Source organism: Burkholderia sp. KL41, assembly GCF_057005415.2.
On the sequence record NZ_CM174446.1, the window covers coordinates 1,418,870 to 1,444,804 of the forward strand.

A 25,935-nucleotide genomic window follows, 5' to 3' on the forward strand; every position below is an offset into this window, starting at 1 on the left:
AAGCCCGGCCGGCGCAAGCCGGTCGGGCGGATCGGATTCGATCGGGCCCCGGCTTCGGCCGGGGTTTTTCATGGGCGACGCTCAGGCGCGTGCGGTCGACACGGCAGGGTACATGCCCGAATCGTCGTCCTCGCGCATCTGGCGCACGAGCTGGTGCGCTTCGCGGCGCGTCGCGACGGCCGGCGGCGAGCCCTTGAGCGGCTGGCGTGCGGTTTCGGCGAGCGCGACGACCGACACGATGCCGATCACGGCGGCGCCCATCATGTAGTACGCGGGCATCATCAGGTTGTGCGTGACGTCGACGAGCCACGCGGTGACCAGCGGCGTCGTGCCGCCGAACAGCGACACCGACACGTTGAAGCCGATTGCGAGCGCGCCGTAGCGGATCTCGGTCGGGAACAGTGCCGGCAGCGCCGACGGCATCACGCCGGTAAAGCACGACAGCAGCACGCCGAGGATCAGCAAGCCGCCGAACACCGATGCCGTGGTGCCGGCATGGATCAGCATCATCGACGGGATCGACAGCGCGAGCAGGCCGACGCAGCCGGCGAGCATCACGGGCTTGCGGCCGATCCGGTCCGACAGGCGGCCGGCGGCGAGCGTCAGCGGCATCATCAGCACCATCACGATCAGCACGAGCACGAGGCTGTGCGATTCGTCGAAATGCAGCGTCGACGACATGAAGCTCGGCAGGTACGACAGCACCATGTAGTCGGTCACGTTGAAGATCAGCACGAGGCCGACGCACAGCAGCAGTGCACGCCAGTTGCGCATCAGCGTTTCGCGGAAGCGCGCCTTCGGCACGGCCTTGTCCTGCGCTTCGCGCTCCTCGGCCTGGCGCTTGAACGCCGGCGTTTCCTCGAGCTTCATCCGGATGTACAGGCCGATCAGGCCGAGCGGGCCGGCGATCAGGAACGGCACACGCCAGCCCCACGACAGCAGCGCCTCCTGCGACAGCGACGCGGTGAGCAGCGCGACGACACCGGCACCCATCACATAGCCGATCAGCGTGCCGAATTCGAGGAAGCTGCCCATGAAGCCGCGGCGCTTGTCGGTCGAGAACTCGGCGATGAAGGTGGCCGCGCCGCCGTATTCGCCGCCGGTCGAGAAACCCTGCACGAGGCGGGCGACGAGCAGCAGCACGGGGGCCATGATGCCGATCGACGCGTAGCTCGGAATGAGGCCGATCGCGAAGGTGCCGACGGCCATCATGATCATCGTGGCGGCGAGCACGCGCTGGCGGCCGATGCGGTCGCCGAGCGGGCCGAACACCATGCCGCCGAGCGGGCGCACGAGGAAGGCGGCCGCGAACGTGCCGAAGGTGGCGAGCAGCTGCGCGGACGGGCTGCTGGACGGGAAGAACACCTTGCCGAGCGTGACGGCGATGTAGCTGTAGACGCCGAAGTCGAACCATTCCATCGCATTGCCGATGGCCATCGCGCTGACGGCGCGCTTGAGCAGGCTCTGGTCGACGACGGTGATGTCGTCCGCGACGAGCGGGGCTTCGCCGGACGACGAAGCGGAGGAAGAGGCAGCGGTCGGGCTGACGTGTGTTGCGGTCAAGGTCATGCACTCCTTTGACTGCGCCGGAACGGGCGGGCCGTCCGACACGGTTTGCCGGCGAGCGCGGTGTCGTGTGCGGCGCGTCGGGGCAGGCCATTAAGCACTTACTGCACAAGCGGCGGTAAAGGGCCGTAAGGGGCTGCTTCGACGCGGGCCCGATGGGCCGTCGCGACAGTGCGCTCATGAAGAATGGGCCGCGTGATGCAAGCGGCAGATGCCGGTGCGGACGATGTCCGGCGTTCCGGCAAGCGCCCCGGAGGGGCAACGAAACGAGAAAAGCGGGCCTGTCGGGCGGGCTTTCCTGTGGGTGCAATTTCGGTCGAAGGGCCGGCCCGCAACGCGCGGACGGACTTCTCTCGAAATCGAATAGACAGAGATTGAATGTTGAAACAGGCGACATGATAGCACGATGACGGATGATCGTGCAAATTGCCGGGAAACGCCCGTCTGGCGGGGCGTTCGGCGGGGGCGGCTCGGGTATGATCGGCGGCGCGCGGCGGGGCCGTGCCGCCTCGCGGTGACGGGGGCGAATTCACGAGGAACCGGATGACCGAACTGATGAGGATCGCGGCGCTGTTCGCCGCCACCGCGCTGGCCGAAATCGTCGGCTGTTACCTGCCGTGGCTCGTGCTGAAGGAGGGGCGGCCGGTGTGGCTGCTGCTGCCGGCCGCGCTGTCGCTCGCGTTGTTCGCGTGGCTGCTGACGCTGCACCCGAGTGCGGCGGGGCGCACCTATGCGGCGTACGGCGGCGTGTACATCGCGGTGGCGCTGGCCTGGCTGCGGGTGGTCGACGGCGTCGCGCTGACCCGCTGGGACGTGGCCGGCGCGGCGCTCGCGCTCGGCGGAATGGTGGTCATCGCGCTGCAGCCGCGCGCGTGAGCGCGGCCGCGGCGTGCGCCGCGTGTTTCAGGCCGTTTCGGCGGCGCTCGCGTCGGCGGACTGGCGCCATACGCAGGTGCCCTTGATCGACTTGTCGAGCTCGTCGAGCTGCGCCTGGTGCGCGGCGAGCTCGTCGTCGCTCGCGGCCACCACGGCCAGGTCGAGCGCGGCGAGCGACACGCGCTGGCCGTTTGCCGTGCCGCCGTCGGCACCCGCGTCGTCGAGCATGTCGATCACGAGGCTGTCCTGGCCGCGCGTCATCGCGAGATAGACCTCGGCGAGCAGTTCCGAGTCGAGCAGTGCGCCGTGCAGCGTACGGTGCGCGTTGCTGATGCCGAAGCGGTCGCACAGCGCGTCGAGCGAGTTGCGCTTGCCGGGGAACATCTGCTTGGCCTGCACGAGCGTGTCGATCACGCCGCCGCAATGTTCGGTGAACGGCGGCAGGCCGAGCCGCGCGAATTCCGCGTCGAGAAAGCCAAGGTCGAACGGCGCATTGTGGATGATCAGCTCGGCGTCCTTCACGAAGTCGCGGATCTGGTCGGCGACTTCCGCGAATTTCGGCTTGTCGCTGAGGAATTCGGTCGTGAGGCCGTGCACCGCCAGCGCGCCCGGATCGCTGTCGCGCTCGGGGTTCACGTAGAAGTGCAGGTTGTTGCCGGTGAGCCGCCGGTTCAGCAGCTCGACGCAGCCGATTTCGATGAGGCGGTCGCCCGTGCGGGCGTTCAGGCCGGTGGTTTCGGTATCGAGAATGATCTGGCGCATGTCGGGGAAAACGTAGGAAACAGGGGGCGGCCCGCGTTCAGGCCGTGAGCGATTCGACGCCGCGATTCGCGAGCGCATCCGCGCGCTCGTTTTCGGGATGGCCCGCGTGGCCCTTGACCCAGCGCCACTCGACCTCGTGCTGCGCGACGAGCGCGTCGAGCCGCTTCCACAGGTCGGCGTTCTTCACGGGCGTCTTCGCCGCGGTGACCCAGCCTTTCTTCTTCCAGCCGTGGATCCACTCGCTGATGCCTTTCTGCACGTATTGCGAGTCGGTGTGCACGATCACCTGGCACGGCCGCTTCAGCGCTTCGAGCGCGGCGATCACGCCCATCAGCTCCATGCGGTTGTTGGTCGTGTTCGGCTCGCCGCCGAACAGCTCCTTTTCCTTGTCGCCGTAGCGCATCAATGCGCCCCAGCCGCCGGGGCCGGGGTTGCCCTTGCAGGCGCCGTCGGTATAGATGTCGATCGTATCGATTGTCATGAATGTTCTTGATGGGTGGTCGGGGAGGCCGCCGGCGTCAGGCCCGGTGCGAGCACGGGTTTCTTCATCCGGATCTGGCCGACGAGGCGCATGCCGCGCACGCGCTTGACGGCCGTCACCATGTAGACGGCGCCGAAGATCGGCCACCAGCGGTCGCCGGCGGCTTCCATGAAGCCGTAGCGGGCCAGCCACTTGTCGGTGACGAGCGGCGGCCGGTAGCAGCCGAAGCGGCCGCGTTCGAGGTCGAAGCCTAGCAGCTTGATCCAGTCCTTGAGCCGGATGAACGCGATCTGGTCGCGCGTGGCCGGCACGAACGGACGGTTCGCCATGCGCCCGAACGATTGCCGCATGCCCCACAGGCTGAGCGAATTGAAGCCGGTGATCACGAGCTGGCCTTCCGGCATCAGCACGCGCTCGGCCTCGCGCAGCAGGCGGTGCGGATCGGACGTGAATTCGAGCGTGTGCGGCATCACGATCAGGTCGACGCTCTGCGACTCGAACGGCAGGTCGAGCAGGTCGCACCAGGTCGTGCTGCGATCAGCGGGCGCATGCTCGGGTGAATGGGCTTCGCGGGCCCACGGATACTGATAGGGCGCGCTCGCGCCGCTCGCCGGGTCGAGCACGAGGCCGCGATACGGCATGCGGTTCTCGCGCAGCGCGTCGAGCTGCGGCAGGCCGAGCTGCAGCGCGTGGAAGCCGAAGACGTCGGACACGATCCGGTCGAGCTGCGCCTGCTCCCAGCCCAGCACGTAGCGGCCGGGAGGCGAGTCGGTCCAGGCGGGCCAGTCTATAATTTGACGGTCAGACATAACGATGATTGCGCGCCCATGAACGAGCTGGAATACGTGCCGGTTCCGGCATTCGATGACAACTATATCTGGCTCGTCTCGGACGGCCGCGATGCGATCGCCGTCGATCCGGGTGAAGCCGCGCCGGTGCGCCGGGTTCTTGCCGAACGAGGCTGGCGGTTGACCGCTATTTTACTCACGCACCATCATGCCGACCACGTCGGCGGTGTCGCGGCACTGCGCGATAGCCAACCGGACGATGCTCCGCTCGCGGTTTACGGCCCCGCGGCCGAGGCGATCGGCGTGGTCACGCGGCCGCTGGCGGGCGGCGATCGCGTGACGCTCGACGCACCGTCCGTCGCATTCGACGTGCTCGACGTGCCCGGTCACACGCGCGGCCACATCGCCTATTTCCAGGCGGCCGGGCCGCGCAACGCGGCGCCGCACGTGTTCTGCGGCGACACGCTGTTCTCGTGCGGCTGCGGCCGCCTGTTCGAGGGCACGCCCGCGCAGATGCTCGCGTCGCTCGACGCGCTCGCCGCGCTGCCGGGCGACACGCGCGTGCATTGTGCCCACGAATACACGCTGTCCAATATTCGCTTCGCGCTCGCATGCGAGCCCGGCAATGCGGCGCTCGCTGCGTGGCGCGACGAAGCGCAGGCGCTGCGCGCGCGCGGCGTGCCGACGCTGCCCACTACGATTGCTCACGAGCGTGCCGTTAACCCGTTCATGCGGGCGGACAGCGCGGCGATTCATGCCACGCTCGAGGCCGAGTTGCATGAAACGGTGCCGGATCGTCTGACGGCATTCACGCTGATGCGCGAGTGGAAAAACCGGTTCCGATGACGATTTTCGGAGGACTCCAAAGCTCAAGCGGTGTCTGTAAAAATTGCTCCAAATGTAGGATTTCGCTGAGTTTTCGGTGTTTTTATTGACGTGAAGCACGCACTTCCGTAGTATCGCCTGCAATTTCCAGCCGTCGGAAGCCGAGATTTTCATGCGACTTATATTGAGTGCGATGGTGGTTCTGCTGCTCGCCGCTTGTGCGAGCCAGGCCCCTGTCGCCAACAACGCCGCCGATTCGCAGGCGACGTCCAACTACCTCCGTAAATCAGCCACCGCCAAAGAAACTGTCGACGTCGACAAGCAATCCGTCGGCGACCTGACCAGTGCAGACTCCGATCTCTGGGGGCGCATCCGCCGCGGTTTCCAGATGCCCGACCTGCAGAGCGACCTCGTCGACATGCAGACGACCTGGTACACGCAGCGGCCCGACTACGTGCAGCGCATGACCGAGCGCTCGCAGAAGTACCTGTATCACATCGTCGAGGAACTCGAGGCGCGTCACATGCCGACCGAGCTCGCGCTGCTGCCGTTCATCGAGTCCGCGTACAACCCGCAGGCGCTGTCGGTCGCGAAGGCGGCCGGCATGTGGCAGTTCATGCCCGGCACGGGCCGTACCTACAACCTGAAGCGCAACATGTGGCAGGACGAGCGCCGCGACGTGCTCGCGTCGACGAGCGCCGCGCTCGACTACCTGTCGCGCCTGCATGACATGTTCGGCGACTGGTATCTCGCGCTGGCCGCGTACAACTGGGGCGAGGGCAACGTGCAGCGTGCGATCGCGCGCAACCAGGCGGCCGGCCTGCCGACCGACTACCAGAACCTGCGGATGCCGAACGAGACGCGTAATTACGTGCCGAAGCTGCAGGCGGTGAAGAACATCATCGCGAGCCCGCAGCAGTACGGCCTGACGCTGCCGGACATCCCGAACCACCCGTATTTCGTGACGGTCACGACGTCGCGCGACATCGACGTGGCGGTCGCCGCGAAGCTCGCGAACCTGTCGCTCGACGAATTCCGCTCGCTGAACCCGTCGTTCTCGAAGCCGGTGATCCTCGGTGCGACCGAGCCGCAGATCCTGCTGCCGTTCGACAACGCGTCGGCGTTCGAGAAGAACCTGAAAGCCTACAACGGCCAGCTTTCGTCGTGGACCACCTATACGGTCAGCGAACGTGCACGACCGGCCGCGATCGCCGAGAAGATCGGCGTGGACGCCGATACGCTGATGTCGATCAACAAGATTCCGGCCGGCATGCGCCTGAAGCCGGGCTCGACGATCGTCGTGCCGCGCGGCGATGACGACGACGAGGACATCAGCGCCGACGTCGCCGAAAACGGTGCGCTCGCGATGGAACCCGATGTGCCCGACACGCGCAAGATGCTGATCCGCGTGCGCCGCAAGCAGTCGATGGCGGCGATCGCCGGCCGCTATGGCGTGTCGGTCGGCCAGCTCAAGGCGTGGAACCGCACGCACCGCGATCTCGTGATGCCGGGCCAGGCGCTCGTGCTGCACGTGCCGGTCGGCCGTTCGGTGCCGGCGGAGCCCGGTCCGGAACGGATCGCGACGTCGGCCGCCGGTGCGCACATCGAGCGCGCGAGCCTGGCGGTGGGCGGCAAGTCGCACGGTGCGAAGCGCGGCGCGGCGAAGCTGGCGGCCAAATCGACGAAAGCGACGAAAGCGGCGCCGGCCAAGGCCACAACGCACAAGGGCAAGAAGAAGTAACGCAGTCGCGAGCGCATCGCGCGGCCGGCCCGGTTCGCGCGGTTGCGTTATCATCCGACGAAATGCGACGAAACGCCGTCACCGAGGTGACGGCGTTTTTGTTTGTGCGCGGCGCGGGGGCGCCGCCTTGAATGCCTTCATATAACAAGGAGAGGCGATGTCGTCGGTGCAGGTGAGGGTGCTCGCGCTGTTTTCGGTCGGGTATTTCGTGTCGTATGTGTTTCGCGGCGTCAATCTGGGCTTCGCGCCGTTCGTCACGCACGAGCTCGGGTTGTCGGCCGCCGATCTCGGCCTGCTCACGAGCCTTTATTTCCTCGGCTTCGCGGGCGCGCAGATCCCGGCCGGCGTGATGCTCGATCACTTCGGCCCGCGCCGCGTGACGGCCGGCATGCTGCTGTTCGCGGCCGCCGGCGCAGCCGTGTTCGGTGCCGCGCACAGCCTCGGCACGATGATGGTCGGCCGGCTGCTGATCGGCGTCGGCGTGTCGGTGTGTCTCGGCGCGGCGTTCAAGGCGCTCGCGCAGCATTTCCCGGTCGGCCGGCTGCCGCTCGTGAACGGGCTCGTGATGGCCGTGGGCGGCCTCGGCGGCGTGATGGTCGGCTCGCCGCTGACCTGGCTGCTCGGCTGGACGAGCTGGCGCGCGATCTGTTTCGGCCTCGCGGTGCTGACGGTGGCCGTCGCGGCGTCGATCGGCCTGGGCGCGCCGGAGGCGAAGCAGGTGCGTCACCAGGGCGGGCTCGTCAGCCAGTTCAAGGGCACGTGGCATATCCTGGGCAGCCGTGCGTTCTGGAAGATCTCGTCGTTATCCGTCGTCACGCAGGGGGTGTTCTACGCGATGCAGTCGCTGTGGGTCGGGCCGTACCTGCGCGACGTCGCGGGGTTCGATGCGCCGCATGCGGCGCGCCTCGTGTCGGTGCTCGGCTTCGCGATGATGGCCGGCTGCGTCGGCTTCGGCGCCGCGGCGCGCGTGCTCGAGCGGCGCGGCGTGTCCGTGTACGCGTTCTGCGGCATCGGCATGGCGTTGTTCGTCGCGACGCAGGTTGCGATCGTGGCGCGCGTGCCGTTGCCGCCGGCCGTTCTGTGGGCCGCATACGGGATGTTCGGCGGCGTCGGCATCCTGACCTACGCGGTGATGGCCGGACATTTTCCCGCGCATCTGATCGGCCGCGCGAACACGACGCTCACGCTCGTGATCTTCCTGCTGATCTTTGCGTTCCAGATCGGTGTCGGCGCGGTGCTGTCGCACTGGCCCGCGGTCGACGGCCGCTATCCGGCCGCCGCGCACTTCACGGCATGGGGCGTGTTGCTCGCGCTGCAGCTCGCGAGCGCGGTCTGGTACGTATGGCCCGCGCGCGGCGCTGGCCAAGTGCACTGATCCGGCGGTACGCTCGGGGCAGGGCGGCCGCGTAAAACGGGGCCGCAGCGCGCTGCTTCGCGCCGCCGCGCGTCGCGCACGCACGATCGGACGGCCATATCGATTGAAGATAAGGCCATTTTCAGGCTATAATTTGAAAGTTTGTGCTGATCAACCTCGCACCCTAGCGCCTACCTCATACATCCCGTTCATCCGCCGCACGCCGCCTGCCGGGCGATGCCGCGAAGCCTCGTGCGCCACGCGCCGGGTTCGCGTCACGACAACGCAGGCCGCGTCCAGCAAGCGACCACGCGCGCCCACGCAGCGCGGCGCTCGCGCGGCAGGGTAAACAGGTCGGCAGCAGGGTGTTCCCCAAGGAGCCTCCCGTGTTGCCGTCTTTTACTCCCGCCTTGCTTGCACTCGCCGACGGCACGGTCTTTCGTGGTTATTCGATCGGGGCCGAAGGCCACACGATCGGCGAAGTCGTGTTCAATACCGCGATCACCGGCTATCAGGAAATCCTGACCGATCCGAGCTACTCGCGCCAGATCGTCACGCTCACCTATCCGCATATCGGCAACGTCGGCGTGAACGCCGAAGACGTCGAAGCCACGAAAGTCCATGCCGCCGGCCTGATCATCCGTGATCTGCCCACGCTCGCATCGAACTTCCGCATGGACCGCACGCTCGGCGACTACCTGCGCGACGAAGGCGTCGTCGCGATCGCCGGCATCGACACCCGCAAGCTGACCCGCATCCTGCGCGACAAGGGCGCGCAGAACGGCTGCATCCTGACGGGCTCGGACGACGAAGCGAAGGCGATCGAACTCGCGCGCTCGTTCCCGGGGCTCGCGGGCATGGATCTCGCGAAGGTCGTGTCGACCACGAAGCCGTTCGAGTGGAAGCAGACCGAATGGCGCCTCGAAGGCGGCTACGGCATGCAGGAAGCGCCGAAGTATCGTGTCGTCGCGTACGATTTCGGCGTCAAGTACAACATCCTGCGCATGCTCGCGGAACGCGGCTGCCACGTGACGGTGCTGCCGGCCGAGGCGAGCGCGGAAGATGCGCTCGCGCTGAATCCGGACGGCATCTTCCTGTCGAACGGCCCCGGCGATCCGGAGCCGTGCGACTACGCGATCGCGGCCACGAAGCAATTCATCGAGCGCGGCGTGCCGACCTTCGGCATCTGCCTGGGTCACCAGATCATGGGCCTCGCGGTCGGCGCGAAGACGCTGAAGATGAAGACGGGCCACCACGGCGCGAACCACCCGGTGAAGGATCTCGGCGACGGCCGCGTGGTGATCACGTCGCAGAACCACGGCTTCGCGGTCGATGCGGATTCGCTGCCGGCCAACGCGCGCGTGACGCACGTGTCGCTGTTCGACGGCACGCTGCAGGGCTTCGAGCTGACCGACAAGCCGGCATTCTGCTTCCAGGGCCACCCGGAAGCGTCGCCCGGCCCGCACGACATCGGCTATCTGTTCGACCGCTTCACCGCGCTGATGGACGCGGCGAAGCAGCGCAACGCTTAACGCAACCGACGCAACCGAAGGACGGGAGATTCGCATCATGTTCGGCCACGCACTCGGCATCACGGATATCTGGACCTACGTGTTCGGCGTGATCTTCATCATCCTGCTGCCGGGGCCGAACTCGATGTACGTGCTGTCGCTCGCGGCGCAGCGCGGCGTGAAGGCCGGCTATCGCGCGGCGTGCGGCGTGTTCGTCGGCGACACGGTGCTGATGGTGCTGTCCGCCGCCGGCGTCGCGTCGCTGCTGAAGGCGAACCCGCTGCTGTTCTCCGTCGTCAAGTACGGCGGCGCCGCGTATCTGCTCTACATCGGCACCGGCATGCTGCGCAGCGCGTGGCAGAAGCTGCGCGCGCGCGCCGATGCGCTGGCCGATGCACCGCCCGCGGTCGACGCCGAGCGTCCGTTCCGCAAGGCGCTGATCGTGAGCCTGCTGAATCCGAAGGCGATCCTGTTCTTCATCTCGTTCTTCATCCAGTTCGTCGACCCGGCATTCCCGCATCCCGCGCTGTCGTTCGTCGTGCTCGGGGCGATTGCGCAATGCGCGAGCTTCCTGTACCTGAGCACGCTGATCTTCGCGGGGGCGCGGCTCGCCGAGCACTTCCGCCGCCGCCGCAAGCTTGCAGCAGGCGCGGCGAGCAGCGTGGGCGGCCTGTTCATCGGTTTCTCGGTGAAGCTCGCGCTCGCCACGATGAGCTGAGCGCAGCCGGCCGACCCACGACAACGATTACTTATTGAATTCACAAGCCATGCCAAAACGCACAGACATCAAGAGCATCCTCATCATCGGCGCCGGCCCGATCATCATCGGCCAGGCGTGCGAGTTCGACTATTCGGGCGCGCAGGCTTGCAAGGCGTTGCGTGAGGAGGGCTACAAGGTCGTTCTCGTCAACAGCAACCCGGCGACGATCATGACCGACCCGAACACGGCCGACGTGACCTACATCGAGCCGATCACGTGGGAAGTCGTCGCACGCATCATCGAGAAGGAGCGCCCGGACGCGATCCTGCCGACGATGGGCGGCCAGACCGCGCTGAACTGCGCGCTCGACCTGCACCACCACGGCGTGCTCGAGAAGTTCGGCGTCGAGCTGATCGGCGCGTCGCCGGAAGCGATCGACAAGGCGGAAGACCGCCAGAAGTTCAAGGAAGCGATGACCAAGATCGGTCTCGGTTCCGCGAAGTCGGGCATCGCGCACTCGATGGAAGAAGCGACCCAGGTGCACGCCGAGATCATGGCCGGCACCGGCGGCAGCGGCTACCCGGTCGTGATCCGTCCGTCGTTCACGCTCGGCGGTTCGGGCGGCGGCATCGCGTACAACCGCGAAGAGTTCGAGGAGATCTGCAAGCGCGGTCTCGACCTGTCGCCCACGCGCGAGCTGCTGATCGAAGAGTCGCTGCTCGGCTGGAAGGAATACGAGATGGAAGTCGTGCGCGACCGCGCCGACAACTGCATCATCGTCTGCTCGATCGAGAACCTCGACCCGATGGGCGTGCACACCGGCGACTCGATCACGGTCGCGCCGGCGCAGACGCTCACCGACAAGGAATACCAGATCCTGCGTAACGCATCGCTCGCGGTGCTGCGCGAGATCGGCGTCGACACGGGCGGCTCGAACGTGCAGTTCTCGATCAACCCGAAGGACGGCCGCATGGTCGTCATCGAAATGAACCCGCGCGTGTCGCGTTCGTCGGCGCTCGCCTCGAAGGCGACGGGCTTCCCGATCGCGAAGGTCGCGGCGAAGCTGGCCGTCGGCTATACGCTCGACGAGCTGAAGAACGAAATCACCGGCGGCCAGACGCCGGCGTCGTTCGAACCGACCATCGACTACGTCGTCACGAAGATCCCGCGTTTCGCGTTCGAGAAGTTCCGTGAAGCCGATTCGCGCCTGACCACGCAGATGAAGTCGGTCGGCGAGGTGATGGCGATCGGCCGTACGTTCCAGGAATCGTTCCAGAAGGCACTGCGCGGCCTCGAAGTCGGTGTCGACGGTCTCGACGAGAAGTCGACCGACCGTGACGAGATCGCGATCGAGATCCACGAGCCGGGCCCGGATCGCATCTGGTACGTCGGTGATGCGTTCCGCATCGGCATGACGGCCGAGGAAATCTTCGCGGAAACCGCGATCGACCCGTGGTTCCTCGAGCAGATCGAGCAGATCATCCTGAAGGAAAAGGCACTCGCGGGCCGCACGCTCGCGTCGCTGACGTTCGACGAGCTGCGCTACCTGAAGCAGAGCGGTTTCTCCGACCGCCGCCTCGCGAAGCTGCTCGGCGCGACGCCGGAAGACGTCCGCAAGCGCCGCATCGAACTCAACGTGCGCCCGGTCTACAAGCGCGTCGACACGTGCGCGGCCGAGTTCGCGACGAAAACCGCGTACATGTACTCGACCTATGAGGAAGAGTGCGAGGCGCAGCCGACCACCAACAAGAAGATCATGGTGCTGGGCGGCGGCCCGAACCGGATCGGCCAGGGCATCGAGTTCGACTACTGCTGCGTGCACGCGGCGCTCGCGATGCGCGAGGACGGCTACGAAACGATCATGGTCAACTGCAACCCGGAAACGGTGTCGACCGACTATGACACGTCCGACCGCCTGTACTTCGAGCCGCTGACGCTCGAAGACGTGCTCGAGATCGTCGACAAGGAAAAGCCGGTCGGCGTGATCGTCCAGTACGGCGGCCAGACGCCGCTGAAGCTCGCGCTCGACCTCGAGGCGCACGGCGTGCCGATCGTCGGCACGTCGCCGGACATGATCGACGCGGCCGAAGACCGCGAACGCTTCCAGAAGCTGCTGCAGGACCTCGGCCTGCGCCAGCCGCCGAACCGCACCGCGCGCGCCGAAGACGAAGCGCTCGCGCTGGCGGCCGAAATCGGCTATCCGCTGGTCGTGCGCCCGTCGTACGTGCTGGGCGGCCGCGCGATGGAAATCGTCCACGAGCCGCGCGACCTCGAGCGCTACATGCGCGAGGCCGTGAAGGTGTCGAACGATTCGCCGGTGCTGCTCGACCGCTTCCTGAACGATGCGATCGAGTGCGACGTCGACTGCATCTGCGACGGCGAAGCCGTGTTCATCGGCGGCGTGATGGAGCACATCGAGCAGGCGGGTGTCCACTCGGGCGACTCGGCATGCTCGCTGCCGCCGTACTCGCTGTCGAAGGAGACCGTGGCCGAGCTGAAGCGTCAGACGGGCGCGATGGCGAAGGCGCTGAACGTGGTCGGTCTGATGAACGTTCAGTTCGCGATCCAGCAAGTGCCGCAGGCTGACGGTTCGAAGCAGGACATCATCTACGTGCTGGAAGTGAACCCGCGCGCATCGCGCACGGTGCCGTACGTGTCGAAGGCGACCAGCCTGCCGCTCGCGAAGATCGCGGCGCGCGCGATGGTCGGCCAGAAGCTCGCGCAGCAGGGCGTGACGAAGGAAGTCGAGCCGCCGTACTTCAGCGTGAAGGAAGCGGTGTTCCCGTTCGTCAAGTTCCCGACCGTCGATCCGGTCCTCGGGCCTGAAATGCGTTCGACCGGCGAAGTGATGGGCGTCGGCCAGACGTTCGGCGAAGCGCTGTTCAAGTCGCAGCTCGCGGCCGGTTCGCGCCTGCCGGAGTCGGGCACGGTGCTGCTGACCGTGATGGATGCGGACAAACCGAAGGCGGTCGAAGTCGCGCGCATGCTGCACGACCTCGGCTACCCGATCGTCGCGACGAAGGGTACGGCTGCCGCGATCGAAGCGGCCGGCGTGCCGGTGAAGGTCGTGAACAAGGTGAAGGACGGCCGTCCGCACATCGTCGACATGATCAAGAACGGCGAGATCGCACTCGTGTTCACGACGGTCGACGAAACGCGCCAGGCGATCGCCGATTCGCGTTCGATCCGCATGAGCGCGCAGGCGCACAAGGTCACGTACTACACGACGATGTCGGGCGCGCGCGCGGCAGTCGAAGGCTTGCGCTACCTGAAGGATCTGGAAGTCTATGATTTACAAGGTCTTCACGCTCGCCTAAACTAAGCAGTCAGTTACCTGTCGAAGCAACACGTGCCGCGATTAGGCGGTGTTTCCAGTGCATCGGAAACGCGCTTAATCGCGGTGATTTTTTTTATAGCCGTTTTTAGCGATTGAGCCGTTTATGAGCACCATTCCGTTGACAAAGCGTGGCGCAGAGCAACTGCGCGATGAATTGCAGCGCCTCAAGTCCGTCGAGCGGCCGGCCGTGATCAACGCGATCGCGGAGGCCCGCGCACAGGGCGACCTGTCCGAAAACGCCGAATACGATGCCGCGAAGGAAAAGCAGGGCTTCATCGAGGGTCGTATCGCGGAAATCGAATCGAAGCTGTCGGCCGCGCAGGTCATCGATCCGACCGTGCTCGACGCCGAAGGCCGCGTGGTTTTCGCATCGACCGTCGAACTCGAGGATCTCGAATCGGGCGACACCGTCAAGTACCAGATCGTCGGTGACGACGAAGCCGATATCGATCACGGCCTGATCTCGGTCAGCTCGCCGATCGCGCGTGCACTGATCGGCAAGTCCGAAGGCGACGTCGCGGCCGTGCAGGCGCCGAGCGGCGTGCGCGAATACGAAATCATCTCGGTCAGCTACATCTGAAGCGGGGCGACACGATGCCGCATCGCGTGTTCCGTCTGCTGTCGGCCGTGTGGGTCGGCAGCCTGCTGACGATCGGGTATGCGGTCGCGCCCGTGCTGTTCAAGACGCTGGAGCGGATGACGGCCGGTTCGGTCGCCGCCCAGCTGTTCCGTATCGAGGCGATCCTCGGTGTCGTATGTGGCGTGCTGCTGCTCGCGCTGTCGAACCAGCAGGTTCGACGCGGCAGCAGCGAATATCGCCGCGTGCGCTGGGTCGTCGCCGCGATGGTCGTATGCGTGCTGGTCGGGTATTTTGCGCTGCAGCCGTTCATGAACGCGCTGCGGGTCGCCGCGATGGACGCGGGCACCGATATCGCAAATTCGCCGTATGCGAGCCGCTTCGGGATGCTGCACGGCGTCTCGAGCGTGTTCTACCTCGTCGAGAGCGTACTGGGGCTGATGCTGATCTGGCGTCTGCCGGCGCGCGACGCCTGACGCGTGTGCCGCGCAGGCCCGGTCGATGCCGGGCCCGCGGGCAGGGTGGCGGGACGGCGCAGCCGTGCCGCCCCGATGCTTACTTGTCCTGGAACGGACGCTTCGTGCTGGCCTGGCGCTTTTTCGCGCGCTTCACGGTACCGCCCGCCGTCACGCGTTCGTTGCCGCGCACCGTGACCTTGACCGGCCGCGGACGGCGCACGGGGCTCGCGTTCGGCGACACCTTGACGACCTTGACGGTGCGCGGGGCACGGCCTTTCTTGTCGTCCACGGCTTCGGCCGCGCTCGGCAGCGTGCCGGCACGACGGCCGCGGGTCGGGGCCGCGACGGCGGCTTCGGGCTTCCAGATCACCAGCAGCTTGCCGATGTGCTGGATCGGCGCCGCGCTCAGGCGATCGCAGATCTCGTCGTAGATCGCGATGCGCTCGTCGCGCTCGTCGCCGAACACGCGGATCTTGATCAGTTGGTGCGCGTCGAGGTGCACCTTGATTTCCTTCAGCACGGCGTCGGTGAGCCCTTCGGCGCCGATCAGCACGACGGGCTTGAGCGCATGGGCCTGGGAGCGCAGCGCGGAGCGCTCGGCGGGAGAAAGCGAAAGGGCGGGCATGGAAATGTCGAAATCTAAATAAGGGCGCGCTGACTGAAAAGCGATCGCGGGTAGTTACCGCGTCAGCCGTGCGCCGAAACCACGTAAAATCGCGGCTTGGGCCCGAAAAGGGGCCGCAGCCGCGCGAAGAAGACGCGTATTATCCGCTAAAAGCGCGGCTTCACGAAGCAATTGGCAGCAATCTCTCTTTCGAATGGCAAAAAACCGCTTCAACCAGCACTGGCTGCACGACCACATCAACGACCCGTACGTCAAAATGGCGCAGCGGGAGGGCTATCGCGCGCGCGCCGCGTACAAGCTGAAGGAAATCGACGAGCAGGACAAGCTGATCCGTCCGGGCCAGGTGATCGTCGATCTCGGCGCAACGCCGGGCAGCTGGAGCCAGTATGCCCGCAACAAGCTCGCGCAGGGCAAGAAGCGCGACGCGGAGCGCGAAGGCGGCATCGACGGCACGATCGTCGCGCTCGACATCCTGCCGATGGAGCCGATCGCCGACGTCCACTTCCTCCAGGGCGACTTCCGCGAGGATGACGTCCTTCACCAGCTCGAGGAATTGCTCGAAGGCCGCGCGGTGGACCTTGTTATTTCCGACATGGCCCCCAACCTCTCCGGCGTGGCCTCGGCGGACGCGGCGCGCATCGAGCATCTCTGCGATCTGGCGCTCGAATTCGCGCAGAACCATCTGAAGCCGGATGGTGCGTTGCTCGTGAAATGTTTTCACGGCAGCGGCTACAGCCAGATCGTCGAGAAATTCAAACAGCAGTTTAAGACCGTCGCGCCGCGCAAGCCGAAGGCGTCCCGCGACAAATCGTCCGAAACGTTCATTTTGGGTCGGCATCTGAAACGTCCGCGCTGATGCGCGGCGGGGTGCCGCAAACGGGCTCCGGCCCTTGCCAGACAAGCGAAGCGCTATCGCGGCGGTTGTCAATGCTTATGGCGAGGGTGGTCGGACTGGATTAGAATGACCGAGGGGCGCCGCAAGGAAAATGTAGGCGCTCGTCTACGAGTGAAGGAGTGGTGCTTTGAACAACAATATGTTTTCGAAGGCAGCGGTGTGGCTGGTGATCGCACTGGTGCTGTTTACGGTGTTCAAGCAGTTCGACAAGCCCCGCGTCCAGGAAGGCGTGTCCTATTCGCAGTTCATGGACGACGCCAAGAACGGCAAGGTCAAGAACGTCATCGTTCAGGGGCGCAACCTCACCGTCACTCCGGCTGATGGCCAGAAATACCAGATCGTGTCGCCCGGCGACATCTGGATGGTTGGCGATCTGATGAAGTACGGCGTGCAGGTCAGCGGCAAGGCCGACGACGAGCCGAATGCGCTGATGTCCGCGCTGTACTACCTCGGGCCGACGATCCTGATCATCGTGTTCTGGTTCTACATGATGCGGCAGATGCAGGGAGGCGGCAAAGGCGGCGCGTTCTCGTTCGGCAAATCCCGCGCGCGGCTGATCGACGAGAACAACAACGCGGTGAACTTCTCCGACGTCGCGGGCTGCGACGAAGCGAAGGAAGAAGTGTCCGAGCTCGTCGACTTCCTGCGCGATCCGCAGAAATTCCAGAAGCTCGGCGGCCGCATTCCGCGCGGCGTGCTGCTCGTCGGCCCTCCGGGTACCGGCAAGACGCTGCTGGCCCGCGCGATCGCGGGTGAAGCGAAAGTGCCGTTCTTCAGCATCTCGGGTTCGGACTTCGTCGAAATGTTCGTCGGCGTCGGCGCGGCCCGTGTGCGCGACATGTTCGAGCAGGCGAAGAAGCATGCACCGTGCATCGTGTTCATCGACGAAATCGACGCGGTCGGCCGTCATCGCGGCGCCGGCATGGGCGGCGGCAACGACGAGCGCGAACAGACGCTGAACCAGATGCTCGTCGAGATGGACGGCTTCGAGGCGAACTCGGGCGTGATCGTGATCGCCGCAACCAACCGTTCCGACGTGCTCGACAAGGCGCTGCTGCGTCCGGGCCGTTTCGACCGCCAGGTCTACGTCGGTCTGCCGGACATCCGCGGCCGCGAACAGATCATGCGCGTGCACCTGCGCAAGGTACCGATCGCGAACGACGTCGATGCGGCAGTCATCGCGCGCGGCACGCCGGGCTTCTCGGGCGCCGATCTCGCGAACCTCGTCAACGAGGCTGCGCTGTTCGCCGCACGCCGCGGCAAGCGCATCGTCGAGATGCAGGATTTCGAAGACGCGAAGGACAAGATCTTCATGGGTCCGGAGCGCAAGTCGGCCGTGATCCGCGAGGAAGCGAAGCGTGCGACCGCGTATCACGAGTCGGGCCACGCGGTGATCGCGAAGCTGCTGCCGAAGGCCGACCCGGTGCACAAGGTCACGATCATTCCGCGCGGTCGCGCGCTGGGTGTCACGTGGCAGTTGCCGGAGCATGACAACGAAACGTATTCGAAGGACTACCTGATGGATCGCCTCGCGATCCTGTTCGGTGGCCGGGTGGCGGAAGAGTTGTTCATGAACCTCGTCAGCACCGGTGCATCGGACGACTTCAACAAGGCAACCCAGACGGCGCGCGCGATGGTGGCCCGTTTCGGCATGACCGATGCGCTCGGGCCGATGGTCTACGTCGACGACGAGAACGATGCATCGCCGTTCGGCCGCGGCTTCACGCGCACGATCTCGGAAGCGACGCAGCAGAAGGTCGATGCGGAAATCCGCCGAGTGCTCGACGAACAGTACGGCCTTGCGCGCCGCCTGCTCGACGAGAACCGCGACAAGGTCGAAGCGATGACCGCCGCGCTGATGGAGTGGGAAACGATCGATGCCGATCAGATCAACGACATCATGGAAGGCCGTCCGCCGCGCTCCCCGAAGAGCTCGCCGGCTGTCGGCGGCGATTCGTCGGGTGGCGGCAGCAGCGCCGAGGTGAAGGCCGGCAACGCACCGGCGCCTGCTTCGCCGGCGGCATAATCTCCGCTCTTTAGCACCGTTCACGGGCTGGTGTGTCTTCACACCGGCCCGTTTTGCATTCATTCACGCCAGTTGCCCGTGTCCGATTCCGCTGTTTCCCCCCCAATTCCCGCGCCACTCCGGTGCGGCCGCTTCGAACTGACGTTCGAGCGCCCGCTCGTGATGGGCATTCTCAACGCCACGCCCGATTCGTTTTCCGACGGCGGCCGCTTCCTCGCGCGTGACGATGCGCAGCGCCAGGCCGAGCGGATGATTGCCGAAGGCGTTGACCTTCTCGATATCGGCGGCGAATCGACGCGCCCCGGCGCGCCGCCGGTGCCGCTCGACGAGGAACTCGCGCGCGTGATCCCGCTTGTCGAAGCGCTGCGCCCATTGAACGTGCCGCTGTCGATCGATACCTACAAGCCGGCCGTGATGCGCGCGGCGCTGGCCGCAGGCGCCGACCTGATCAACGACATCTGGGGGTTCCGCCAACCGGGCGCGATCGACGCGGTGCGCGAGGGCAATTGCGGACTGTGTGCGATGCACATGCTCGGTGAGCCGCAAACGATGCAGGTCGGCGAACCCGATTACGGCGACGTCGTGACCGACGTGCGCGATTTTCTCGCCGCGCGCGCGCAGGCACTGCGCGACGCGGGGATTGCGCCGGAGCGGATCTGCGTCGATCCCGGTTTCGGGTTCGGCAAGGCGGTCGTCGACGACAACTATGCACTCCTGGCCGCACTGCCGGAAACGGCGCCCGCGCGGCCCGACGGGCGCGCGTATCCGATACTCGCGGGCATGTCGCGCAAGTCGATGCTCGGCGCGGTGATCGGCGGCAAGCCGCCGATGGAGCGCGTCGTGGCGAGCGTGGCGGCCGCATTGTGCGCGGTCGAGCGTGGGGCGGCGATCGTGCGCGTGCACGATGTCGCGGCGACGGTCGATGCGTTGAAAATCTGGAATGCCGTGCGCGAAGCCGCGCGGCAACGATAAGTCAGAAGACGAAGGAGGAAGATTCGCTATGGGACGTCGATATTTCGGCACGGACGGCATTCGCGGCACGGTGGGCGAGGCGCCCATCACGCCGGATTTCGTGTTGCGTCTCGGCTACGCGGCCGGCAAGGTACTGGCCAGCTCGGCCGATGGCGCGGCAGGCTCGCGGCCGACCGTGCTGATCGGCAAGGACACGCGCGTGTCGGGCTACATGCTCGAAGCCGCGCTCGAGGCAGGGTTCTCGGCGGCGGGTGTCGACGTGATGCTGGCCGGCCCGATGCCGACGCCAGGGGTCGCCTACCTGACGCGCGCGCTGCGCCTGTCGGCGGGCGTCGTGATCAGCGCATCGCACAATCCGTATCGCGACAACGGGATCAAGTTTTTCTCCGCTGACGGCAACAAGCTGCCGGACGACACCGAAGCCGCGATCGAAGCGTGGCTCGACAAGCCGCTCGAATGCGCATCGTCCGACGGTCTCGGCAAGGCGCGCCGTCTCGACGATGCGGCCGGCCGCTACATCGAATTCTGCAAGAGCACGTTCCCGGCCGCGTTCGACCTGCGCGGGCTGAAGCTCGTGATCGACTGCGCGCACGGTGCCGCGTACCAGATCGCGCCGCACGTGTTCCACGAACTCGGCGCGGACGTGATCCCGATCGGCGTCGCGCCGAACGGCTTCAACATCAACGACGGCGTCGGCGCGACCGCGCCGGACGCGCTGGTGCGCGCGGTGCGCGCGAACCACGCCGATCTCGGCATTGCGCTCGACGGCGATGCGGACCGCCTGCAGGTCGTCGACGCGACCGGTCGCCTGTACAACGGCGACGAGCTGCTCTACGTGCTCGTGAAGGACCGGATCGCGACCGACGGCAAGGTGGAGGGCGCGGTCGGCACGCTGATGACGAATCTCGCCGTCGAAGTCGCGTTGCAGCGCGCGGGCGTGAAGTTCGTGCGGGCGGCGGTCGGGGATCGCTACGTGCTCGAGCAGTTGCGCGAGCACGGCTGGCAACTCGGCGCGGAAGGCTCGGGCCACATCCTGTCGCTCGATCGCCACTCGACCGGCGACGGCATCGTGTCGGCGCTGCTCGTGCTGGCTGCGCTGAAGCGCAGCGGCCAGACCCTCGCGCAGATGCTCGACGGCGTCACGCTGTTCCCGCAGAAGCTGATCAACGTGCGGATGAAGCCGGGTGCCGACTGGAAGGGCAGCACGTCGATCCGTGCAGCGATCGACGCAGCCGAAGCCGCGCTCGCCGGCAGCGGCCGCGTGCTGATCCGCGCATCGGGCACCGAGCCCGTGTTGCGCGTGATGGTCGAAGCGCAGCAAGCGGCCGACGCGGTCCGCCATGCGGAGACGATCGCCGACGCGGTGCGCGCGGCGACGGCCTGACGCGCAGGCCGGCGCGAAGGCGGTCGGACGCCTGCGCGCCGGCGTTCCGGTGAACCGGCATGCGGCGCCTTCGGGGCGCCGCGATTTCGTCAGACGCAAAGGTTTGCGACATCTATAAGTAACGCATATCGACTGCTGCATTCCCTGGACGAAGAATCGTCCGACCCCGAGATCGGCCAGCCGCCGGTGGAGGCTTTTCGTACCACCGACGCGGGGCTGCAATCCCGCCACACAGTGAGAAACGGGGCGTCATCCCGTCCCTTCCAGGCCGGCAATTCCTGCCGCCATCGCCCCTCCGGCGCCGTCTGCGCGCCACGCGCGCCGACCCTGTTACTCCTTTTCAACCAGTCATGTTACTGTCACGCCAGTTTCATCGATTGTCACATTACCGTCATGAGGAGCCCCTAACCTTCGCGGTGCCGTAGTCATCCGCTCACACACTGGAGGTCTCATGAAATTGATGCAAACCGCGATTGCCGGCCTGGCTGGCGCGCTTTTCGCCGTCGCCGCCCACGCTGCCGACATCACGGGCGCAGGCAGCACGTTCGCGATGCCGATCTATACGAAATGGGCTGCTGACTACCAGCAGACCGGCGGCGCGAAGGTCAACTACCAAGGTATCGGTTCGTCGGGCGGCCTGAAGCAGATTATCGCGAAGACGGTCGATTTTGCCGGCTCGGACGCTCCGCTGAAGGATGACGAACTCGCGAAGGAAGGCCTGTTCCAGTTCCCGACGGTGGTCGGCGGCGTGGTGCCGGTCGTCAACGTGCCGGGCGTGAAGGCCGGCGAACTGACGCTGTCGGGCCCGGTGCTCGGCGACATCTACCTCGGCAAGATCAAGAAGTGGAACGACCCGGCGATCGCCGCGCTGAACCCGAAGGTCAAGCTGCCGGACACGGACATCGCCGTGGTTCGCCGCGCTGACGGCTCGGGCACGAGCTTCATCTGGACGAACTACCTGTCGAAGGTCAACGACGAGTGGAAGTCGAAGATCGGCGAAGGCACGACGGTCAACTGGCCGACGGGCACGGGCGGCAAGGGCAACGACGGCGTCGCGGCCTTCGTGCAGCGCCTGCCGGGCGCGATCGGCTACGTCGAGTGGGCGTACGCGAAGAAGAACAACATGATCTACACGGCCCTGAAGAACTCGACGGGCACGGTGGTCGAGCCGAAGACCGAAACGTTCAAGGCCGCTGCCGCAGGCGCGAACTGGTCGAAGTCGTTCTACCAGATCCTGACGAACCAGCCGGGCAAGGAAGCATGGCCGGTCGTCGGCGCGACGTTCGTGCTGCTGCACGCGAAGCAGGAAAAGCCGGAGCAGGGCGCGGAAACGCTGAAGTTCTTCAGCTGGGCGTTCAAGAACGGCGAGAAGGCTGCTGACAGCCTCGACTACATCTCGCTGCCGCCGGCAGTCGAAGCGGAAATCCGCAAGCAGTGGAAGGTCAAGGTGACGGACGCTTCGGGCAAGTCGGTCGCCGCCGAGTAAGCATTGCAGCGGTTCGCTGCCCGGCCGTGCCGGTCGGGCGGTGTGTGCGGTAAAGCCGGGCGTTACGGCGCCCGGCAATCAAAAGCAGGCACCCATGTCTGATATTTCCTATACGTCCTCACGGTCCGCCGACGTTGCGCAGCAACGCGCGCCGAGCCGCCTCGGGGATGTCGTATTCGGCGGTCTTGCACGGCTCGCCGCCATCGTGACCCTGCTGCTGCTCGGCGGGATCATCGTTTCCCTGATCATCGCGTCGATGCCGACCATCCAGAAGTTCGGCCTCGGCTTCCTGTGGCAATCCGAGTGGGATCCCAACTCGGACCTCTATGGCGCGCTCGTGCCGATCTACGGCACGATCGTGACGTCGATCATCGCGCTCGTCATCGCCGTGCCGGTCAGCTTCGGCATCGCGCTGTTCCTCACCGAGCTGTCGCCCGTGTGGCTGCGCCGCCCGCTCGGCATCGCCATCGAGCTGCTCGCCGCGATTCCGTCGATCGTGTACGGCATGTGGGGCCTGCTCGTGTTCGCGCCGATCTTCGCGGAATACTTCCAGAAGCCGATCGGCCGCCTGTTCAAGGACGTCTGGATTATCGGCCCGCTGACTGCCGGCCCGCCGATCGGTATCGGCATCCTTGCCGCCGGCGTGATCCTCGCGATCATGATCATCCCGTACATCGCATCGGTGATGCGTGACGTGTTCGAAGTCACGCCGGTGCTGCTGAAGGAGTCGGCATACGGGATCGGCTGCACGACCTGGGAAGTGATGTGGAAGGTCGTGCTGCCCTATACGAAGACCGGCGTGATCGGCGGCGTGATGCTCGGCCTCGGCCGTGCACTCGGCGAGACGATGGCCGTGACCTTCGTGATCGGCAACACGAACCTGCTCGACAGCGTGTCGCTGTTCGCACCGGGCAACAGCATCACGTCGGCGCTGGCCAACGAATTCGCGGAAGCGCAACCGGGCCTGCATACGTCCGCGCTGATGGAGCTGGGCCTGATCCTGTTCCTGATCACGTTCATCGTGCTGTCCATCTCCAAACTGCTGCTGCTTCGTCTCGAGAAGGGAGAGGGCAAGAAATGAGCGAGCCCATCATGAATTTCCCGGGGCCGGACGGCGCCGTGCTCGACGCGATGCGCAACCGCCTGCAGCGCAAGCGCAAGGCCGTCAACGCGATCGCGCTGGCCGCGTCGCTCGGCGCGATGGCCTTCGGGCTGCTGTGGCTCGTGTGGATTCTCTACACGACGGTGCATCTCGGCGTCAGTGGCCTGTCGCTGCAACTGTTCACGGAATCGACGCCGGCACCGAACACGGAAGGCGGCGGTCTCGCCAACGCGATCGTCGGCAGCCTGCTGCTGTGCGGTTTCGGCACGCTGGTCGGCACGCCGATCGGCATCCTCGCGGGCGTCTATCTCGCCGAATACGGCCAGAAGAACCTGCTGGCGAGCACGATCCGCTTCATCAACGACATCCTGCTGTCGGCGCCGTCGATCGTCATCGGCCTGTTCGTGTATGCGATCGTCGTCGCGAAGTCGGGGCGCTTCTCGGGCTGGGCCGGCGTGATCGCGCTCGCCCTGCTGCAGATTCCGATCGTGATCCGCACGACGGAGAACATGCTGAAGCTCGTGCCGAACGCGCTGCGCGAAGCGGCCTTCGCGCTCGGCACGCCGAAGTGGCGCATGGTGCTGAAGATCACGCTGCGCGCATCGGTCGGCGGGATCGTGACGGGCGTGCTGCTCGCGGTTGCGCGGATCGCCGGCGAAACGGCGCCGCTGCTGTTCACCGCGCTGTCGAACCAGTTCTTCTCGTGGGACATGAGTCAGCCGATGGCGAACCTGCCCGTCACGATCTACAAGTTCGCGATGAGCCCGTTCGCGGAATGGCAGGCGCTCGCATGGGCGGGTGTGTTCCTGATTACGCTCGGTGTGCTCGGACTCAACATCCTGGCGCGCACGATCTTCTCGAAAAAGTAACGGCGGAGCAATCCGATGAATATGGCAGAAAGCCACCTGAATCCTGTCGAGCGCACCGCTGCGCCGGCCGGCACGCACGAAGCGGCGCACGGCCGTCCGCTCGAGCCGCTGAACGCGAAGATCGAGGTCAACAACCTCAACTTCTTCTACAACAAGTTTCATGCGCTGAAGAACATCAACCTGAGCATTCCCGAAGGGAAGGTGACGGCGTTCATCGGCCCGTCGGGCTGCGGCAAGTCGACGCTGCTGCGCACGTTCAACAAGATGTTCGCGCTCTATCCGGAGCAGCGCGCCGAAGGCGAAATCCTGATGGACGGCGAGAACCTGCTGACGACGAAGCGCGACATCTCGCTGCTGCGCGCACGTATCGGCATGGTGTTCCAGAAGCCGACCCCGTTCCCGATGTCGATCTACGACAACATCGCGTTCGGCGTGAAGATGTTCGAAAAGCTCACGCGCTCGGAAATGGACGACCGCGTCGAGTGGGCGCTCACGAAGGCCGCGCTGTGGAACGAAGTGAAGGACAAGCTGAGCCAGAGCGGCTACGGCCTCTCGGGCGGCCAGCAGCAGCGTCTGTGCATCGCGCGCGGCATCGCGATCCGTCCGGAAGTGCTGCTGCTCGACGAACCGTGCTCGGCGCTCGACCCGATCTCGACCGGCCGCATCGAGGAGCTGATCGCGGAGCTGAAGAGCGACTACACGGTCGTGATCGTCACGCACAACATGCAGCAGGCGGCGCGCTGCTCGGATTTCACGGCCTACATGTACCTGGGCGAGCTGATCGAATTCGGCGAGACCGAAAAGATCTTCATCAAGCCGGTGCGCAAGGAAACGGAAGACTACATCACCGGCCGTTTCGGTTGATGACGGAGAACAACAGCCATGTCGGATAAACATCTGTCGAGCCAGTTCGACGCGGACCTGAATGCCGTGTCGTCGAAAGTGCTGGAAATGGGCGGGCTCGTCGAGTCGCAGATCGTCGGCGCGATGCACGCGCTGAACGAATTCGATCGCGATACGGCCGAGAAGGTGATCGCGGCCGAGGAAACGCTGAACGCGATGGAAGTCGACATCGACCAGGAATGCGGCAACATCATCGCGCGGAGACAGCCTGCCGCGCGTGACCTGCGTCTTTTGATGTCGATTTCGAAAACGATTACGAACCTCGAGCGTGCCGGCGACGAGGCCGAGAAGATCGCGAAACGCGTGCGCCGCCTGGTCGACGAGCCGGCCGCGCGTGCGGTCAACATCGCCGAGATCAAGGTGTCGGGCGAGATGGCCGTGACGATCCTGCGCCGCGCGCTCGACGCGTTTGCGCGTCTCGATACGGTGGCCGCCGCGCAGATCGTCAAGGACGACAAGGAGATCGACCAGGAATTCCGTGCGTTCGTGCGCAAGCTCGTGTCGTACATGCAGGAAGATCCGCGCACGATCTCGGTCGGCCTGGAATACCTGTTCATCGCGAAGGCGATCGAGCGGATCGGCGACCACGCGAAGAACATCGCCGAATTCATCATCTACATCGTGAAGGGCACGGACGTGCGGCACCAGCCGCGCGACACGCTCGATCGCGAAGCCAACAGTTAATCGACTCCGTACA

23 protein-coding genes are annotated in these 25,935 nt (G+C 65.8%); 18 read left to right on the forward strand and 5 right to left on the reverse strand.

All coding sequences use genetic code 11. The features are described 5' to 3' along the window. Nucleotides 1–81: 81 nt before the first annotated feature. Nucleotides 82–1,569, reverse strand: coding sequence for a glycine betaine/L-proline transporter ProP (gene proP / locus PQB87_RS06755; protein WP_027787885.1), 1,488 nt, complete (start codon nt 1,567–1,569; stop codon nt 82–84). Nucleotides 1,570–2,109: 540 nt separating this feature from the next. On the opposite strand from proP, the gene PQB87_RS06760 reads away from it, so the two are divergent. Beyond that, complete coding sequence (locus tag PQB87_RS06760; protein ID WP_111939710.1) at nt 2,110–2,442, forward strand: YnfA family protein; 333 nt, start codon at nt 2,110–2,112, stop codon at nt 2,440–2,442. Between the two features lie 27 nt (nt 2,443–2,469). On the opposite strand, the gene dnaQ is transcribed toward PQB87_RS06760, so the two are convergent. The 3 genes from dnaQ to PQB87_RS06775 are packed head-to-tail and all read right to left on the reverse strand — an operon-like array spanning nt 2,470 to nt 4,494. Beyond that, complete coding sequence (dnaQ, locus tag PQB87_RS06765) at nt 2,470–3,204, reverse strand: DNA polymerase III subunit epsilon (RefSeq protein ID WP_111939711.1); 735 nt, start codon at nt 3,202–3,204, stop codon at nt 2,470–2,472. Between the two features lie 37 nt (nt 3,205–3,241). Beyond that, nucleotides 3,242–3,685, reverse strand: coding sequence for a ribonuclease HI (gene rnhA, locus PQB87_RS06770; RefSeq protein ID WP_021163370.1), 444 nt, complete (start codon nt 3,683–3,685; stop codon nt 3,242–3,244). Beyond that, nucleotides 3,682–4,494: a class I SAM-dependent methyltransferase gene (locus PQB87_RS06775; RefSeq protein ID WP_027787882.1), complete on the reverse strand. Its 813-nt coding sequence runs from the start codon at nt 4,492–4,494 to the stop codon at nt 3,682–3,684. The genes rnhA and PQB87_RS06775 overlap by 4 nt, the downstream gene beginning before the upstream one ends. An 18-nt stretch (nt 4,495–4,512) precedes the next feature. On the opposite strand from PQB87_RS06775, the gene gloB reads away from it, so the two are divergent. The 8 genes from gloB (at nt 4,513) to PQB87_RS06815 (ending at nt 14,994) form a co-directional block, all read left to right on the forward strand. Further along, nucleotides 4,513–5,319, forward strand: a complete 807-nt coding sequence (gloB, locus tag PQB87_RS06780; protein WP_027787881.1) for a hydroxyacylglutathione hydrolase — start codon at nt 4,513–4,515, stop codon at nt 5,317–5,319. 151 nt (nt 5,320–5,470) lie between these two features. Then, nucleotides 5,471–7,039, forward strand: a complete 1,569-nt coding sequence (locus PQB87_RS06785) for a transglycosylase SLT domain-containing protein (protein ID WP_489242722.1) — start codon at nt 5,471–5,473, stop codon at nt 7,037–7,039. A 157-nt stretch (nt 7,040–7,196) separates the two neighbouring features. After that, a complete protein-coding gene (locus PQB87_RS06790; RefSeq protein ID WP_489242723.1) occupies nt 7,197–8,414 on the forward strand; it encodes an MFS transporter in 1,218 nt (405 codons plus the stop codon). Nucleotides 8,415–8,779: 365 nt separating this feature from the next. Then, a complete protein-coding gene (gene carA / locus PQB87_RS06795; protein WP_027787879.1) occupies nt 8,780–9,925 on the forward strand; it encodes a glutamine-hydrolyzing carbamoyl-phosphate synthase small subunit in 1,146 nt (381 codons plus the stop codon). A 37-nt stretch (nt 9,926–9,962) separates the two neighbouring features. After that, the gene (leuE, locus tag PQB87_RS06800) at nt 9,963–10,622 is read left to right on the forward strand and encodes a leucine efflux protein LeuE (protein ID WP_174414116.1); all 660 of its coding nucleotides are present in this window, start codon (nt 9,963–9,965) and stop codon (nt 10,620–10,622) included. A gap of 49 nt (nt 10,623–10,671) precedes the next feature. Continuing rightward, nucleotides 10,672–13,926, forward strand: coding sequence for a carbamoyl-phosphate synthase large subunit (carB, locus tag PQB87_RS06805; RefSeq protein WP_027787877.1), 3,255 nt, complete (start codon nt 10,672–10,674; stop codon nt 13,924–13,926). 118 nt (nt 13,927–14,044) lie between these two features. Continuing rightward, the gene (gene greA, locus PQB87_RS06810; protein WP_021163362.1) at nt 14,045–14,521 is read left to right on the forward strand and encodes a transcription elongation factor GreA; all 477 of its coding nucleotides are present in this window, start codon (nt 14,045–14,047) and stop codon (nt 14,519–14,521) included. A 14-nt stretch (nt 14,522–14,535) separates the two neighbouring features. Then, on the forward strand, nt 14,536–14,994 hold the full coding sequence (locus PQB87_RS06815) for a DUF4149 domain-containing protein (protein WP_021163361.1): 459 nt from the start codon (nt 14,536–14,538) through the stop codon (nt 14,992–14,994). A 79-nt stretch (nt 14,995–15,073) separates the two neighbouring features. On the opposite strand, the gene PQB87_RS06820 is transcribed toward PQB87_RS06815, so the two are convergent. Next, the gene (locus PQB87_RS06820) at nt 15,074–15,601 is read right to left on the reverse strand and encodes a YhbY family RNA-binding protein (RefSeq protein WP_048025403.1); all 528 of its coding nucleotides are present in this window, start codon (nt 15,599–15,601) and stop codon (nt 15,074–15,076) included. Between the two features lie 193 nt (nt 15,602–15,794). On the opposite strand from PQB87_RS06820, the gene PQB87_RS06825 reads away from it, so the two are divergent. The 9 genes from PQB87_RS06825 to phoU all read left to right on the forward strand — a co-directional run bounded on the left by PQB87_RS06825 (nt 15,795) and on the right by phoU (nt 25,922). Next, a complete protein-coding gene (locus PQB87_RS06825) occupies nt 15,795–16,457 on the forward strand; it encodes an RlmE family RNA methyltransferase (RefSeq protein WP_021163359.1) in 663 nt (220 codons plus the stop codon). 166 nt (nt 16,458–16,623) lie between these two features. Continuing rightward, the gene (gene ftsH / locus PQB87_RS06830; protein WP_059681991.1) at nt 16,624–18,522 is read left to right on the forward strand and encodes an ATP-dependent zinc metalloprotease FtsH; all 1,899 of its coding nucleotides are present in this window, start codon (nt 16,624–16,626) and stop codon (nt 18,520–18,522) included. A gap of 78 nt (nt 18,523–18,600) precedes the next feature. Further along, nucleotides 18,601–19,494: a dihydropteroate synthase gene (folP, locus tag PQB87_RS06835; RefSeq protein WP_489242724.1), complete on the forward strand. Its 894-nt coding sequence runs from the start codon at nt 18,601–18,603 to the stop codon at nt 19,492–19,494. Between the two features lie 28 nt (nt 19,495–19,522). After that, on the forward strand, nt 19,523–20,878 hold the full coding sequence (glmM, locus tag PQB87_RS06840; protein WP_021163356.1) for a phosphoglucosamine mutase: 1,356 nt from the start codon (nt 19,523–19,525) through the stop codon (nt 20,876–20,878). Between the two features lie 451 nt (nt 20,879–21,329). Further along, complete coding sequence (gene pstS, locus PQB87_RS06845) at nt 21,330–22,364, forward strand: phosphate ABC transporter substrate-binding protein PstS (RefSeq protein WP_059681994.1); 1,035 nt, start codon at nt 21,330–21,332, stop codon at nt 22,362–22,364. 94 nt (nt 22,365–22,458) lie between these two features. Continuing rightward, nucleotides 22,459–23,445 carry a phosphate ABC transporter permease PstC gene (pstC, locus tag PQB87_RS06850; RefSeq protein ID WP_027787873.1) on the forward strand — a complete coding sequence of 329 codons (987 nt, stop codon included), beginning with the start codon at nt 22,459–22,461 and terminating at the stop codon, nt 23,443–23,445. Continuing rightward, nucleotides 23,442–24,335: a phosphate ABC transporter permease PstA gene (pstA, locus tag PQB87_RS06855; RefSeq protein ID WP_027787872.1), complete on the forward strand. Its 894-nt coding sequence runs from the start codon at nt 23,442–23,444 to the stop codon at nt 24,333–24,335. Before pstC ends, pstA begins: the two co-directional genes overlap by 4 nt. 15 nt (nt 24,336–24,350) lie before the next feature. Next, nucleotides 24,351–25,199, forward strand: a complete 849-nt coding sequence (gene pstB / locus PQB87_RS06860; protein ID WP_027787871.1) for a phosphate ABC transporter ATP-binding protein PstB — start codon at nt 24,351–24,353, stop codon at nt 25,197–25,199. 18 nt (nt 25,200–25,217) lie between these two features. Continuing rightward, complete coding sequence (gene phoU / locus PQB87_RS06865) at nt 25,218–25,922, forward strand: phosphate signaling complex protein PhoU (RefSeq protein ID WP_021157276.1); 705 nt, start codon at nt 25,218–25,220, stop codon at nt 25,920–25,922. Nucleotides 25,923–25,935 lie beyond the last annotated feature (13 nt).